The following is a 15,712-nucleotide window of genomic DNA, read 5'->3' on the forward strand; positions in this document are numbered from 1 at the left end:
CACGCTTCGGGACGGGTGAGGTTTGACTAGTGATCAACGGAAACTACCAGGAAGATCCGCATCAGGCAGGGGCAGGGGCAGCGCAGCCGGTCGAAGAGAAAGAGATCGGCGCCCTGGAGGCATTGTGGGCGTTTTTCAGCTCGATGAAGACGGCCATCGTGCTTCTCCTACTTCTGGCTGCGACCTCGATCGCGGGCACGATCATCGAGGACAGAACAGGGAAAACCATCTATGGCAGCACCGGGTTTTCCATGCTGGTCCTGCTTATCGGCATCAACCTGGCCGTGTGCAGCATCAACCGGTTCGGGCTTGTCTGGCGGACCGGGTTCAGGCCGAGTGCGGCCGCATCGCCGGCGTTGGTTTCGATGATGTCAAGGTCGCAGAAGGTGACCTGCGCCGGCGCTGTAGATTCCGTTGCGGACAAGGTGATCCGTTCGCTTCGATCGATGCATTACCGTGTCGATACCGAGGCCTCCGACGGCGCCGTTTCAATCTATGCCGACAAGGGGCGCGCCAGCGTGTGGGGCCCGCACGTCACTCATCTGAGCCTGCTCATCATCTTCATCGGAGCGATTTTCGGAAACTACTTCGGAAAAGAAGGATTCACGAACATCGTTGAAGGCCAGCGCGCCGCCGGGTACTACCCGAGGGACATGAAGAGCAAAGTGAAGACTCCGATGGGCTTCGAGGTAGGCCTGAACAGTTTCACAATCACTTACGACAAGAACCACAGCCCGGTTGGATACAAGAGCGACCTTCAGGTCTACGACGGCGGCAAGGCGACGACCCGAAGAACCATCGACGTGAATCACCCGCTCACGTACAACGGTCTCTCGTTTTACCAGTCGGACTACGGACTGGTTGGGCTTGTGATGAAGGTGACCGCGCCGGATGGCCAGGTGCAGGAGATCGGGTACGACATCAGCACCGATGACACCAACCAGGGCAGGAAATACAGCGTGGCCGGCCAGCCGTTCAAGCAGTTTCCGCTGGCAGGGAAGAACCTTACCCTGTTCGTGCACAACCTTGTCCCGGACTACGTAGAAGGGATGGAAGGCGGCCGAAGCACGCTGCCATTGAACCCCGCGGTCAACGTGATGATCAACGACCGGTTTCCGCAGTATAAGGGGATGGATGCGTGGGGAAAGCTGGGCTGGTTGACGGTGTCGAAGTCGGCTGAGTACAAGGGCTATACAGTGACGCTGGACCGAGTGGTCAAATACACCGGCTTGCAGGTTTCCAGCAATCCCGCCCTGCCGGTGGTCTATCTCGGCTTCGTGCTTGCCGTGCTTGGCGTGCTGCTGTGCTTTTACGTGACGCATAAGTCCATCAGGGTAAGCATCACGGGGTCCGGCGAGGCAGTGAACGTGGTTGTTGGCGGAACGTCGAAACCCGATCCGGCGGTGATGGACAAGGACCTGAAACGCCTGTCTGACTCGCTGGCATGATTCGGCAGCCGGTACTCCGGCACTCCGAGCTAAAGGGGAGATTCGGGCGAACTGTGTGTTAGTCTGTATGAGATAATATCGGTTGAGCCATTTTCGCGGACAGCGGAAGTGGAGGATAGGGATATATGACAGAACAACTGGGGCTGAGACTGTTTGAGACGGCATTCTGGATCTACCTAGCGGCGGCGGCGATATATATCGCCGGCATGTTCAAGAACCAGACGAATCTGGCGAAACTGGGCCGGGGCTTTTTTCTGGCCGCGCTGCTTGTGCACACGGGTTCGCTCGTGGTCATCACCATCGCCATCGGCAGGCCGCCATTCCTGAACCTGTATGAGTACATGCTTTCGTTCACCTGGGCGGCGGCGGCGGTGTATGCGGCGATGGAAGCCCTCACCAAAAGCACGTCGTTCGGGGCGTTCTGTGTGCCTCTGATCGCGGCCTTCGCCCTTTTCACCCAGCTCTTGGGCAAAGAGATACACCAGGGGATCGACGAGAGCATCATGCCGGCCCTCCACAGCGCGTGGCGCGTCCCTCACGTGGGGAGCGCGATCCTTGCGTACGGGGCGTTCCTGATAGCGTTCGTGCTGGCCATCATGTACCTGGTTCGAACCCAGATCGACCGAAACGCCGCTGCGCCGGGGGGGAAGCCCGCGCAGAAATCCTTCTGGGATGCCAGACTGCCGTCGGCCGCAGTGCTTGATCAGACGATCTACCGCACCATCGCTTTCGGATTCCTCATGCAGACCCTCCTGGTGATCATCGGCGCCGTGTGGGCCCAGGTGGCCTGGGGCAGATTCTGGGGCTGGGATCCGAAGGAAACGTGGTCGTTCATCACATGGCTGATTTACGCCACATACCTTCACACGCGGACCGCCATGGGGTGGCGCGGCCAGAGGTCGGCGTGGTTGGCGATCATCGGGTTCGCCGCGACGGCGTTTACGCTGATCGGTGTGAGTTTCCTGCTTGGCGGGCTGCACAGCTACGCCGGGAAATAGCGGTCGGATCCGGAGGCTGTTCGGTCGGGTGCTGGAGCGCGGGACCGGGCCGCGACCGCCGGAACATACGGACTGGATCGCAGTGCAAGCCGAGCAGCAACCTGCTGCCCGGCTTGCTTCTGCGTAAGGAGGCGATATGAGATACGCTGCGCTGCTTGCCATGGTACTGCTCCTTGGCGCCGAAACGCGCGGAGCGGTGAGGTTCGATCCGTCGGGCAACACGCTCGTGAACGGGCGGCCCTTCTTCCCGATCGGTTTATATACCTATTCCCTCGATCCCACGGTCTTCGCAGACATGAAACGCCTTGGGTTCAATACGGCCATCCTGCTCACGGAGCACCATTCACCGGCCCAACTGGACGAAGTGGCGGCCCATGGCCTCATGGCGATCTGCCCGACGACCGACCGGTGGTTCCCCGCGGTTAAAGGCCACCCGGCGTTGCTGGCGTGGTATCTCGACGATGAACCCGAGGGACATGGGCAGTCGCCGGTGTCGGAGCGGGAGCGCTACCTCGCCGTGAAGACGGCCGATCCGGATCACCCTATCGGCCTCTGCCATTATCTATGGGAGGCCATCGAGAAGTACCGTGACGCCTGCGATTTGACGATGACAGACGTGTACCCGATTACGGCGGCGCGCGATGTGCCGATCACGCATGTGGGCAAGTTCATGGACGAAGCGCGGCGCGTACACGGCGAGACTTGGCCGTTGTGGCCCTACGTGCAGGTGTTCGGCGGGCCGGCGACGGAGGGCGGCAAGTGGGCGCAGCCGACGCCGGCTGAGGTCCGCTGCATGGTCTACATCGAGCTCATTCACCGTGCGAACGGCATCATGTACTTCCCGTACTGGCCGAAGGCGCCGCAGACGTGGGAAAGCCTGGGTCCCATCAACCGCGAGATCGGGGCGCTGGCTCCGTGGCTTACTGCGGACGGCCGTGAGCTGACCGTCACCGTTTCGCCACCGACGGCACAGGTTCGCGCGCGGCAAACCCGAAACGGAACGCTCGTGACCCTGGTCAACACAAGCGCGGCAGTGGCCGGCGCAACGGTGACGGTGCGAGGCTTGGCCGCCACGAGCCTGAGCTCCATGTTTTCGCGCCGCGTGGTGAAGGTCAACGGCGGTACGTTCCGGCTGTCACTCGCACCGTATGAGACGCTGGCCCTGAAGACAGGCGAATCGCCTGACACGACGGCGAAACGCGCCTCAGGCGCGTCAAAAGCATCACCCTAAGACGACAGGCCCTGCCCGCTCCGGCCATCGATGGCGCCGCTACCTGGTGTTGATCACGAGCTCCTTGCCCCGGATCAGTTCGTGGTGGGGAATGAAATAGCCGTCGATTTTGCGGTCGTCGTAGGTTATCCCGCTGATTTTTCGGCCCGATCCCTTCCTGAGAATCGTGCACTTCGCCTTGTCTCCGAGGCTGAGTTCGACCTTGTCAAACAACGGCACCGAGAGGATGTAGTCCTCATCGGCCGGCGAGAACGGATACATTCCGATGGCGTTGAACACGTACCACGAGGACATTTCGCCCGCATCGTCCATCCCGCAATACGCCAGCTTCTCCTTGCCCATGTCATAGAAACGGTCCAGGATCGTGTCGAGCACGGCCTGGTATTTCTCCTGTTTGCCGACGAAGTAGTACAGGAACGCGTAGTTGTGATCGGGCTGGTTCCCGTGGCAGTACTGCCCGATGAAGCACGACAGGTTGTCGGCCTCCATGCCCTTCCAGGGAATCGAGAACAGGTCGTCCAGTTTCTTCTCAAACGCCTCGGGACCATTGTACAGGCCGATCAGACCCTTTACGTCGTGCGGGACGAAGAACGACGACTGCCAGGCGTTCGCCTCGCGGTACATATATTCGTAGTAGGGGTACTCGGGGTCGAAGTTTTTGATCCAGTCGCCATTCGCGAGGCGTCCGCGCATGAACCCGGTTGACGGGTCGAAGACGTTCTTGTAGTTGCCCGTCCGCTTCATCAACATCTCGTAGTTCGGGGTATCGTTCAGCTCCTTGGCGAGCAGCGCCACGGCGTAGTCATCGTACGCGTATTCGAGGGTCTTTGTGACTCCGGCGTTGGCGACGGTCTGAAGGACGGGCTTTGCCAGGTCGGGCTCCGATATGTAGCCTTTCTCCATGTATTCGGCGATATGCGGTCGCGTCCCGCCTTCGATGGTGGCGTTTCTCAGGAGCAGGTGGTAGGCGCTCTTGATGTCGAATCCGCGTATGCCCCTCAGGTACGTTCCAGCGATATAGGGAGCGGCGTGGTCGCCGTGAAAGAACGTGGGGATAAATCCGGTCTTCTCGCCCTTATCGATCAGGGATTTGATCACATCGACGCTCACCGATGGGGACAGCATCCCCAGCAGGACGAGTTTGTTCCGGTAGTCGTCCCACAGCGACGGATCCGTGTAGTAGCGGAAGCCCTTGTTGACGACTTTCCCGCTCTTGTCCATGAAATCACCGTTCGCGTCGCTTCGCAGTGCAGGCCAGAGGAAGGAGCGGTACAGGCAGGAATAGAAGATCCCCCGCTGGCGGTCGGTGCCGCCGGACACCTTGATCTTCGAGAGCAGCGCTTCCCACGTCTTCGTCGCCTCGTTTCGAACCTGCGAGAACGTTTTGCCCAGCATCTCCTTCTCGAGGTTTTCCTTCGCGTTCTTGACGCTCACAAATGAGAGACCGATCCGCAGTTCGACGGGCTCCGGGGAATCCGCGAAACTGACGACCGAAATCTCCTTCGCACCCTCCTTCAGCGATTCAAAGGCGGTAATCTTGAGATTCGATGTGGCGTAGAAGTACATCGTCTCGCCGGTCTGCTGAAAGCCGCTGAAGGCGTTATCACCTTCCTGCCGGATTTCGTGATTCCTCACCCGTTCGTTGGAGATGGAGAGGTCGGCAATCAGCTTCTTGCTCTCCCCTTCCTTGAACGTGTACTTGTGGAAGGCGCAACGAAGCGTGGAGGTCAGTTCGGCATTGACGGCGTAACGTTCGAGGTAGACCTGGTAGTAGCCGGGGTGGGCGGACTCATTCTTGTGGCTGAACGGAGAACTGTAGTCATCGGGGGTAAAGGCGCCGGTCGCAGGCATCAGCGGGATATTGCACAGATTCCAGTGGCCCTTGCTGGTATGGGTGAAAGCCTGGATGGAAGTGTCTTCGTACTGGTAGCCGGAGCCGCTGTGGAACTTGGTGACCGGGCTCAACTGAACCATGGCATTCGGGACCGATGATCCGGGGAAGACCTCCGCGCCCCACGTCCTGTGGGTTGGCGTGAAGCCCAGATCTTCCTTGTCCCACAACGTGGCGGTCCCCAGGAACGGGTTCACCCAATCCGTAAGCTGCGTTCTGGCATCTGATGCGGTTGCCGCGAGCAGCAGCAGGCCGATGGACACCAGAAGCGCGTGTGTTAGCATTCCGCTCATAAACCAAAAATCCTTTACACTGACATTCCAGTGCCACCGCAGTAGCTCCGGCTTCCCCGCCGGCGAATGGTGCGTAGGACCGGGCAATTGCGATGTCGGCGGGACGCCGACACTACCAGTTTACGTTGTTGGTAGCGACATTGACGGCGCCGCGGCATCGGGCGAACTGCCCCATTGTTTGTTCGGGCGCGGGCCCATCTGGAACACCAGTTTACCTCCGCGCACCACATCGTCATTGTTGATCCATGGTTTGTTGAGGGCGGCTCCGTTGAGCAAAGCCGACTGGATGTACTTGTTTTGCGCCGAGACATCCTTGGCCTCGATGACGAACGTCTTTCCCTTGCCGACGTTTATCGTTGTTTTCGCGAATACGGGGCTCCCGATGTCGAAGATCGGCCGGCCGGGGCACTGGGGATAGAGGCCCATTGCGGAGAACACGTACCAGCTTGACATGGCGCCGCCGTCTTCATCGCCGCTCAGGCCCGCCGGCGTCGTGTCATACCAAAGGTCCATGATCTCCCTGACCTTACGCTGGGTCTTCCATGGCTGGCCGCCGTAATTGAACAGGTACGGAATGTGGAAGGCGGGTTCGTTGCCCTGGCAGTACATCCCCATGAGGCCGGTCATGTCGGGGAACTGCCCCAGAAACGCGAGTTTGTCCATCGTTCGCCCCGTAAGGAAAAGAGTGTCCAGTTTGGCGATGAACTTATCGCGGCCGCCCATCAGGTTGATCAGCCCCTGCACGTCGTGCTGAACGTGCCACGTGTAGACCCACGAATTGCCTTCGGCGAAGTAGCCTTCGCCGGCGAACCCGCCGGAGTACTTCGGATCGAAAGGCTCGACCCACCTGCCATCCGCGGATTTCGGCGCCATCAGGCCGATGGCCGGATTGAACAGGTTCTGGTAGTTGTGGGCGCGCTTCATGAAGAGCCGGTAATCGTCTTCCTTTCCCAGCGCTTTCGCCATCTGGGCCAGGCACCAGTCATCGTAGGAATGCTCGAGGGTCACGGATACCGATTGCCGCCGGTGCCATGGATCGACTTCCTTGACCCATTCATCGACCCCGATCTCCGGCAGCCATTTCACCTGGTAAGGCAATCGTGTCAGCGGATCGTCGCTCCGCTCCTGGCTCGCCTTCACCCTGGCGGGATCCGCCGGAAGCGCCGGGTAGAACCCCTTGTCAAAATAGCACTGCTCCAGCTCGGTGATCTGCCCCGCATCCTTCCAGGGGATCATCGTGGCTTCCATGGCGTTCTTCCGCATGCCTTCATATGCCTTCGCCACGTCGAAATCGCTAAGGCCCCTCATATAGGCGTCCACGATCACCGCGGTAGAATGGTGGCCGATCATCGCTCCCGAATCCGGCAGCCAGCCCGTATTCTCGTACGCCTGGACAAAGCCTCGAATCGCTTTCAGGGTGTCATCGGGGTGGATCAGCGATTGAAGCGGGTAGGCGCAGCGGTAGGTGTCCCAAACGTTGCCCATCCGGAGCGAGCGGGTGCGGTACAGCGTGGTGTAGAAGAGCGAACGCTGCTTCTCCGTACCGCCCTCGACCTTGATCAGGCCCAGTTCATCGTTCCACCGCTCCCTGGCTTTCTCTTTCACCTGATCGAAGGACATGGACCCGATTTCGGCCCCGACGAACGCGCGGGCTTCATCGATGCTCCTGGAGGAGATTCCGATCTTCACCTCCACTGTCGTGTTTCCGGCGGCGGCGGGATAGCCGGCATACAGACCGATACCCCTGCCTGTCGTCGATGTGGATCCCGGGCTGATTTCGCTGCCCTGCCAGGTTCCGCAGACCGCCGCGGGTTTGCTCAGTTCCGCGTGGTAGAAGCTCTCGCTTGCGGGACCTCCCCGACGGCCCGACCGTCCGCCTGCGGCCGACCCCTCGATGACCCTGTTGTTCTTGATTTCGACGCCGGCGGTGCCCGGCATACTCAGCAACACCTGCGACGTTTGGTTCGCCGGCAGCGTGAATCTGAACACAACGACGTGGTCGGTGAGCGTAAACTCGGCGTTGATATCAGAGTCTTCGAGAAGGACCTGGTAGTAGTACGGAGTGGCCGTTTCCAGATCGTGGTCGAACGATGAAGCGTTGGCCCCGGCGTCCGTCCTGACATCGCCGGTGGTCACCATCAGGCTGGCGGCGCCGAGTGGAAAGCCGTAGATCTTGTCGGCCAGGTACATATCTTCCATCTCGGGCGAAAACGATGGAAATAGCCCCACGGTACCCCCGGGCACCTTGATGACCGGTGTTGTACCCCGGGTCTTGGGATTGATCGTGCCGATGTACGGATAGATGGTATCTACCGGAGTATCTTTCATTTCAGCGCTCCTGCCTTGAGCCGTTTGAACCGCTGCGCAGAACGCTGCAACGATCGTCAGGTATTTCAATTTGTCGTTCATAGCCTCACCAACCCCTAGCGGGCCGCCCCCCCTGGTCACTCGCCGGACAGCACCGGCAGCGCGCGGCGGGCGATTTCGCCCAGGTCTTTCGTACCGCCGGGCACCGGGCGCAGCACGTAGGTGAAGCTCACCGGCGTTGCGTAAACGCGGTACTTGGGCAGGGTGGCCGGCCCGCAGGCCGCCGTGCCGACGCCCAATGTCGCGGCGCTCAGGCACAGCGTCGTGGCCGAACTCTCTCCCAGGTCAATCGTGTGCTTCGCCTGGTACAGCGTGTCGTCGTCATACGGCAGCGATGAGACCTGCAACGGGGCTTCGGGGGCGATGGCCATGAGGCCGGCGCCGTCCGCGGCGGTGAGAGCCCACCACCGGACGTCCTCGTGATTACCGCATTCCATCGGCTTCACATACGGCGGCAGTTGTTCCTTCACCGTGCTCGTGTAGCGGCCGACGTAGGAGCCGCGGTCGCGGTCGTTGTAATTCTCGTCCGGCCCGCGGCCGTAGTATGTGACGCGGTTCAGTTCCTTGTTGACGGCCAGCTTCACGCCGATGCGCGGCAGAACGATTTGATCCAGGTTCGCCGGTCCCTTCGGCGTTACCTTTTCATTGACGACGATCGTGCCGTCGCCGAGAACGGTATAGACCACCTGCTGGTCGAAAGCCATGGAGGCCTTTCCGGAGGAGGTGAGACCGGTTACGGCTACTCTCACGGCGCTGCCTTCCGTAAGCGGGGTGACCTCGATCGTTGGCGGCACGTCGATGGTCAGCGCGTCGAGCCCGTAGCCGAACCAGCCGGGGCTGCCGGTGGCGCCACCACGACCGCGGCTCGGCATTGCCGCCCACATGTCGTCTTTGTTGTGGGGAGCGCGGAAGACGTTCAGTTTCGGGCCGGCCTTACCGGCGACGATCTCCGTTCCGCTGTATGCCAGGTCGCTGATGGCGCCGGTGGCCGTTGCGAAACTGACGCTGAAGTCCCGGCCGGTGAGCGTGATGGCGTTGTCGTTCCTGGCGACCTGAATCGCCGGGCCGCGTGGTGCGGTCGGCTCCGGCCTGGCTGCCGCCGGCAGCCTGAACTGGTCCTCGGCCACCACATAGCCCTTCTTTGCCCACATCTCATCCTTCGAAAGCGTGAAGGCAACGTTCAGCAGGTACTCTGCGCCCGGCGTGGGCACGATGGGCTTGATGTCCAGTTCCAGGGTGCCCGCGCTCAGCGGTGCCACGTCCAGCGGAGCGGCCTTTCCACGCTGTATCACGACGCCATCCTCGATGACATTCCAGGTGATGTTGAACTTGCGCAGGTTGGTGAACTGGTATTTATTGAAGATACCGATCTTACCCGAGGCAGGGTCCGTTGCTGTGAAGCCCACCCACTGGTAGGCGCGCTTGACCTCGGCGTAGCAGGGTTTGGGGGTGCGGTCGGCGAAGACGACGCCTTTCATGATAAACAGGCCGTCGTTGGGATAGTCGCCCCAGTCGCCTCCGTAGGCGAGGAACGGGGGTCTCGACTTATCGCGGTCGTTCCAGAGCGCTTGATCCTGCCATTCCCAGATGGCTCCGCCCATGAGCGCGGGGTACTTGTCAATCAAGTCGTTGTAGTCGCCGATCGCTCCCAGCGAGTTGTTCATCGTGTGGACATATTCGCACATGTAGAACGGTTTGGTGCGCTCCGGGTCCTGGCCGGCGCGTTCGACATCCCCCGGATCCGGGTACATCCGGCTGTCTACGTCCGCGGGGTTGTTCGGCCCGGTCCCGAATCCTTCGTAGTGGATCGGCCGGGTCGGATCGATGTCCCGCATCAGGGGCATCACCTTGCGGAAATTGTCGCCGTTGGAGGATTCATTGCCCAGCGACCACATCACGATGGACGCGTAGTTCTTCAGGGACTGGACCGAGCGCACCTGGCGGTCGGTGTAGGCCTTCAGGAAACGCTCCTCGCTGGAAGTGCGGCCGTAACCGTGGGATTCCAAGTTGGACTCGGCGACCAGGTAAATGCCGTACTCGTCGCACAACTCGTACCAGCGCGGGTCGTCCGAGTAGTGGCTTGTGCGCACGTGGTTGCCGTTCATCGCCTTGATCAACTTGAGGTCGGTGACCATCCGCTCCTCGGTGACATAGTGCCCCGTATCGGGCCAGTTTTCGTGGCGGTTGGTGCCCTTGAGCTTCACCGGCACGCCATTGATCATGAAGATTGGTCCCTTGATCTCCACCTTGCGGAAGCCGGTTCTGGTCGACAGGTATTCGCCGCCCTTGCCACCGTCTTCCAGGCTGAGGACCGTCGTGTACAGGTTGGGGGTCTCGGTCGTCCATTTGAGGGGATTCGCCACCCTGAGGCTCATGGCTAGCGTGGTTTCTTCGCCGGCCTTGAGCGCCGGAACGGTGATTTGCCCGCCGGCGCCCGCCACCGGCTTGCCGTCCGTACCATAGAGCGTTACGTTCAACGCCCGTTCGGGCGCAGGCTCGTCGCCATAGTTCTTCACCTTCGCCGTAACGTCGAGCGTGCCGTCTTTGTACTGTCCGTCGAGGTCAACCTTTGCGTAGAAATCGCGGACGTGGACCTGCGGCGAACTCCAGAGGGTCACGTTGCGGAAGATGCCCGAAAGGCGGTACATGTCCTGGTCTTCCAGGTAACTGCCCGAACAGAAACGGTACACCTCGACGGCCACCATGTTCCGGCCGGGCTTGACGTATTTCGTGATGTCGAACTCGGCCGGGTTGCGGCTGTTCGTCGAATAGCCGACCTTCTCGCCGTTGATCCAGAGGAAGAAGCCGGAGTCGACGCCGTCGAAGGTCACGAAAATGCGGCGGCCGGCCCAGTTCGCGGGGACTTCGAAGTCGCGCCGGTAGCTGCCCACCGGGTTGCGCTCGACGTAGGCTGTGTAGTTTCGGGGCGGCTCGCTCATCACATGGGGCGGGTCTACCTTGAAGATGTAGCCGAGGTTACGATAATAGGGCGTGCCGTAGCCTTCGGTCTGCCAGCAAGAGGGCACCGGGATGGTCTTCCACGCGCTGACGTCGAAATCCGGCCGGTAGAAATCCACAGGGCGCTCCTGGGGCGTCTTGACCCAGTTGAACTTCCAGGGGCCGTTCAGGTCGCGCGCCCACGGCGACTCGCGGCGTACGCCGGCCAGCGCCTGCCGCTGGGTTGTGTAGGGCATCAGGATGGCGTGTGCGGCCTCCTTGTTGACGTCCGTCACCTGCAGGTCTTCAAGTCCCGGCGGGATGGGGGCGTCCTGCGCGCGGGCTGCGCTCGCCAGGAAGCCGGCCATCAAGCCGATCAACGCCGTCAGCAGCATCGCGCGCCAGGGCGAATGGGGGGTAATGCTTGTGATCAACTGCTCTCGCATCGTCTTCGTTTTCCTTATTTCTGCTTGTCGTCCGCAAAATCGATGACGACTGTCGCGGCGCTGCCGGCCGTCTGGCTCTGGATACCGGGTCCCGTGGGAACGGACCAGTCATTGCCCATGATATTATCGGCCGGCCGTCTGTTGCGCCACGCGGTGTCGGCATTGGCCTTCATCCACGGAAGAAACTCTTTGCGACCGCATTCATTGATGAGCAGTTTCATGTAGCGAATGAGGATGCCTTTGAAGGCGCCTCCGTCACCCTGGCCTTCGTCTTTCAGTATCCTCTGGTCCGTGACGCAGAGGTTGGCCTTGGTCCATTCCGCCGTCTTGATCGCATCTTCCAGGTACGTCTTGTCTTTAGTCTGTTGATACAGAAGGACGGCGGCTCCGATGAAAGTCCCCTGGTTGTATGTCAGTGAGAACGTGCTGACCCGGGTGGTCTGGCGGATTTTGTTGAAATTGATCGCGTCGAAGACCTTGCCGGCGCCGTCGGTGAGCGTTTTCTTCTGCCATTCGTACAGGCTTCTGGCTTTGGCCAGGTAGGCGGCGTCCTTGAGGAGCACAGACAACCTCACCGCCGCGATGACAGTCGGGCTGTTGATGCAACTGTTCTTGGATGTCCGCTCGTTGAGCCAGTAGACCCCGCCGCCCATCTTTTCATCCCGGAAGTTGTCGTACACGAAGTCGAAACTGGCCTTTGCCTTTTTGAGGTAGCGACTATCCCCGGTGATCTTATAGGCACGGGTGCAGGCGATGGTCCACCACATGATGTCATCGTTGTATTTGTTGGTGGTCCAGTCCGGGTATTCCTTGATGAAACCATCGTAGACGTCACGGATCTGGCGTTTGACCTCCGCGCTGTGCGTGCGGTCGTACTCGTCCATAACCGTGTCCCAGAGCTGCGCCGACAACCAGAAATCGGCTTTCCGCGGGCCCTGCTCCTCCTTGCGGAAGAACTTGGTGCCGGTATCCCAGTACACCTTGTTCAGTGAACGGAACGCGAGATCCGCATCCGCGGGAGTGACCGCGCGGGCGGGGCGGGCCGGAAGCATTGAGCCTAATCCGGCGGCAACGATCAGCACGGCGGCGCGGCGACCACTCATCAGGGTACGAAGCATACGTTATCCTCCATAATCTGCGTTTGGACCGAGGGGATCGGGAAACCATCTGGGCGCATTGTGAGCGGCATAGAGGTCGGCGCATATGTTGTTGGCGGAACTCAGGCGAACGCGCGCGCGAGGACGCGCTTCCACCCTACAGGATATGCGCGAGTTTCGGCGCTTTGTGGCCTATCAGAATTCCAGCTTCCCACAGAGCTTGACGTGTTGGACGAACCAATAGTCGCCGAACGGCCGCGCAATTCCGGGAGCGGAGCCTGCATTTTATGCCACCCCCGGCATGCGATTGGGTCCCTTGTGGTGGCGAGGATTACCGAGTCTTATTAAACAGATAAGCGAGGTGTGAAACGCACGCGCTTGGCCCCGTGTTTCGACGTGGGGTCAATTATGAAAACTGGATTCACAATCGCACTGATGCTTATCATCGCCGCCTTGCCGGGGGCGTCTCACGCAGAGATTCCGCGAACCATCGCCATGCAGGGAATACTCACAAACGCCACCGGTGTTCCGAAACCGGACGGGTCCTACAACGTCACCTTTCGGCTCTACGATGCGCTGTCCGGCGGCAGCCTGCTCTGGACCGAGACGAACAAGCCCGTCAGCGTATCCGGCGCACGCGGGCTGTTCACCACGTCGCTAGGCGCGCCCACTGCATTCGGCGCGCTGGCGTTCAATGTCCCTTACTTCGTGGAAATTCAGGTTTCCGGCGAGGCGGCTCCGATGGCCCCGCGCGTATCGCTGCAGGCCGTGCCATACGCCCTCAGTGCCGGGGCCGCCAACCTTACGCTTCCGTTCACCGGCTCCGCGTCGGTGGCCGCTCCGGGCGCGGCCCTCTCCGTCACCGATACCGACAGCGGCACCGCCATCTCGGGCGTGGGCAAGCTTGGGAACGGAGTGTACGGATTGAGCGGCACATCCGCCGGTCTCACGCCCGCCATTGGTCTCGGTTTCGGGGTGAAAGGGGATTCCGCAAACGGTTTTGGCGTGGTGGGCCAGAGCTACAGCGGCTGGGGCATCTACGGCCAGCAGGGATCCTCGAGCGGGTACAGCCCGCCCTACGTTGCGGGGATCTGGGGCGATTCCAGCGCCAATGTGGGCGTGATGGGGACCAGCGCCGCGAACGCCGGACTGGCCGGTTACAGCACAGGATGGAACGGAGTGATCGGTTACAGCCAGGCCGCCGGCCAGGCGGGTGTGGCCGGAGTCAGCAATGGCGCGGGAGCAGGAAATGGCATCTACGGACGCAGCGATAACGGCGGGGCCGGCGCCTATGGTATCAGCGCCAATGGTACCGGCGTGGTAGGGGTGAGTAATGTGGGGGCGGGAGTCTACGGCGAGAGCTTGAGCAATGGCCTCGGCACCGGTAACAATGGCGTTTCAGGTGTGGCGCACGTTTCGGGTAGGGCGGGCCTTTTCGGGCAGAATGACGCTCCCGGCGCATACGGTATCTACGGCTCGGCGCAAGGGGCCGCCAGCATCGGTGTGGTGGGTACGGCCAGCGGGGACTCCTCTTCAAAGGGCGTGTACGGCAGCACGCTGGGAGGCGTTGGCGTCTGGGGCACCGGCGACAGTACGGGGGCTATCGGAATTCATGGACAGAACAGCGTCCGCGCCTATGGGGAATTGGGGACGTACCTGAATGGCGCAAGCGCCGGCATTCTCGGTTTCACGCCAAGTGCGGCCGGCGGCAGCGCCTATGGCATATGGGGCATTGCGGAGAACCGGCTGGCGAACGCCGCAGGACGATTCGATGGCGACGTCCTCGTATACGGCGCGGTACGCTCCGACGATCTGGTTGTGAGCGGGTACAAGCACTTCAAGATAGACGACCCGCTTGACCCGGCGAACAAATACCTGGTTCACTCGTGTGCCGAAGGTCCGGACGCTCTCAACATCTACAGCGGCAACATTATCACGGACGCGGACGGGAAGGCGGTCGTGAGACTCCCTGCATACTTCGAAGCCGAAAACAAGGATTACCGGTACCAGTTGACCATTGTCGAAGACGGTGACAGCGTCGGCTTTGCGCAGGCGAAGGTCAGCCGCAAAGTGAAGGGCAACCGGTTCGAGATTCGGACGGACGTACCCAACGTACAGGTATCCTGGCAGGTAATGGGCGTGCGCAATGATGCGTATATACAGGCCCATCCGGAAGAGGTGGAGCAGGACAAGGGAGCGGACCGAGGGCATTATCTGAGGCCGGAGCTCTTTGGCAAGCCGGAGTCCATGAGGATAGGCTACCGTGCGGCCCCTCCGCCCCGCTCATAGGGGGCGTCCGATAGCTGCGGCGAGTCGTATAGCGAGGTATGATGCTCGATCGGGGCGGATCTGGAATGTGATCTCGCCGTATGAGTCGGCACCCACCGGTCGATTCGGCGCAAGTGGCAGGAGGCTGCCATCTCTGCGCAGGGAGAATCCGAGCAGCGTAAGAGGCCCTCGCGGGCCTGTTTCGCCGCTCGGATTCACATTTAGAGCGAGAGACCGCACTCGAACCGGCGAGTGTGCCTACCCCGGGGAACCACAGGCCGGCAGCGCACCCGCCTTGGACTGGTGACGCATCCAGGCCGGAAACTCGGGTGACGTTCAGAAGTCACGTTATGCAGAGAGACTTCAGCGGGTTGACTGGTGAGATCTGCCTGCCGCCAGGGACTGCACCTGCAGTTCCAGGTTTCGCAGCCGAGCCTGCAGGCGGGCGTTCGCACGACCCGCGGCGGCGATCTGGGTCTGTTGCTGCTTGATGGCTTCCACCAGCACAGGCACCACGTTGGAATACTGCACCGACAGGTAGCCCTTCTCGTCCGCACTCACGAGTTGAGGCAGCACTTTACGCACTTCCTGGGCAACGAACCCGATCTGAGGGCCCTTGGGAAACGACCGCCCGGTATCGGGGTTCCACTCGAAGGAAACGCCACGAAGGGATTCGACCTTGGATAACGCGTTCTGCACCGTCTGAATGCGTTGTTTGTAGCGGGCGTCCGAGAGA

The 15,712-nt window shown here is 61.0% G+C and carries 9 protein-coding genes; 4 read left to right on the top strand and 5 right to left on the bottom strand.

Annotation, left to right across the window (positions count from 1 at the left end):
- The first annotated feature begins 29 nt into the window (after positions 1–29).
- The 3 genes from VGM51_15125 (at position 30) to VGM51_15135 (ending at position 3,677) form a co-directional block, all read left to right on the top strand.
- The gene (locus tag VGM51_15125) at positions 30–1,448 is read left to right on the top strand and encodes a cytochrome c biogenesis protein ResB (protein HEY3414368.1); all 1,419 of its coding nucleotides are present in this window, start codon (positions 30–32) and stop codon (positions 1,446–1,448) included.
- Positions 1,449–1,573: 125 nt separating this feature from the next.
- The gene (ccsB, locus tag VGM51_15130) at positions 1,574–2,446 is read left to right on the top strand and encodes a c-type cytochrome biogenesis protein CcsB (protein ID HEY3414369.1); all 873 of its coding nucleotides are present in this window, start codon (positions 1,574–1,576) and stop codon (positions 2,444–2,446) included.
- Positions 2,447–2,582: 136 nt separating this feature from the next.
- Positions 2,583–3,677 (top strand): hypothetical protein, encoded by a 1,095-nt coding sequence (locus tag VGM51_15135; protein HEY3414370.1) that lies wholly within the window; start codon positions 2,583–2,585, stop codon positions 3,675–3,677.
- A gap of 39 nt (positions 3,678–3,716) precedes the next feature.
- On the opposite strand, the gene VGM51_15140 is transcribed toward VGM51_15135, so the two are convergent.
- The 4 genes from VGM51_15140 to VGM51_15155 form a co-directional block, all read right to left on the bottom strand.
- Positions 3,717–5,861 (bottom strand): GH92 family glycosyl hydrolase, encoded by a 2,145-nt coding sequence (locus VGM51_15140; GenBank protein ID HEY3414371.1) that lies wholly within the window; start codon positions 5,859–5,861, stop codon positions 3,717–3,719.
- Positions 5,862–5,981: 120 nt separating this feature from the next.
- Positions 5,982–8,189, bottom strand: coding sequence for a GH92 family glycosyl hydrolase (locus VGM51_15145; GenBank protein ID HEY3414372.1), 2,208 nt, complete (start codon positions 8,187–8,189; stop codon positions 5,982–5,984).
- 116 nt (positions 8,190–8,305) lie between these two features.
- Entirely contained in the window at positions 8,306–11,611 is a 3,306-nt protein-coding gene (locus VGM51_15150; GenBank protein HEY3414373.1) for a glycoside hydrolase family 2 TIM barrel-domain containing protein, read from the bottom strand.
- 14 nt (positions 11,612–11,625) lie between these two features.
- Positions 11,626–12,729 (bottom strand): glycoside hydrolase family 76 protein, encoded by a 1,104-nt coding sequence (locus VGM51_15155; GenBank protein ID HEY3414374.1) that lies wholly within the window; start codon positions 12,727–12,729, stop codon positions 11,626–11,628.
- A gap of 387 nt (positions 12,730–13,116) precedes the next feature.
- Between VGM51_15155 and VGM51_15160 the strand changes: the two genes are divergently transcribed.
- Positions 13,117–14,997 (top strand): hypothetical protein, encoded by a 1,881-nt coding sequence (locus tag VGM51_15160; protein ID HEY3414375.1) that lies wholly within the window; start codon positions 13,117–13,119, stop codon positions 14,995–14,997.
- 342 nt (positions 14,998–15,339) lie between these two features.
- On the opposite strand, the gene VGM51_15165 is transcribed toward VGM51_15160, so the two are convergent.
- The coding region (locus tag VGM51_15165; protein ID HEY3414376.1) for a tail fiber domain-containing protein at positions 15,340–15,712 on the bottom strand (373 nt) is incomplete at its 5' end.

This window comes from Armatimonadota bacterium (genome assembly GCA_036504095.1).
In the GTDB taxonomy this organism is placed as follows: Bacteria; Armatimonadota; DTGP01; order JAKQQT01; family JAKQQT01; genus DASXUL01.

Bases quoted from the DNA above. Each gene is read 5' to 3' on its own strand.
- VGM51_15155 (HEY3414374.1), bottom strand. From the start codon at position 12,729: ATGCTTCGTACCCTGATGAGTGGTCGCCGCGCCGCCGTGCTGATCGTT.
- VGM51_15135 (HEY3414370.1), top strand. From the start codon at position 2,583: ATGAGATACGCTGCGCTGCTTGCCATGGTACTGCTCCTTGGCGCCGAA.
- VGM51_15140 (HEY3414371.1), bottom strand. From the start codon at position 5,861: ATGAGCGGAATGCTAACACACGCGCTTCTGGTGTCCATCGGCCTGCTG.
- VGM51_15160 (HEY3414375.1), top strand. From the start codon at position 13,117: ATGAAAACTGGATTCACAATCGCACTGATGCTTATCATCGCCGCCTTG.
- ccsB (HEY3414369.1), top strand. From the start codon at position 1,574: ATGACAGAACAACTGGGGCTGAGACTGTTTGAGACGGCATTCTGGATC.
- VGM51_15145 (HEY3414372.1), bottom strand. From the start codon at position 8,189: ATGAAAGATACTCCGGTAGATACCATCTATCCGTACATCGGCACGATC.
- VGM51_15150 (HEY3414373.1), bottom strand. From the start codon at position 11,611: ATGCGAGAGCAGTTGATCACAAGCATTACCCCCCATTCGCCCTGGCGC.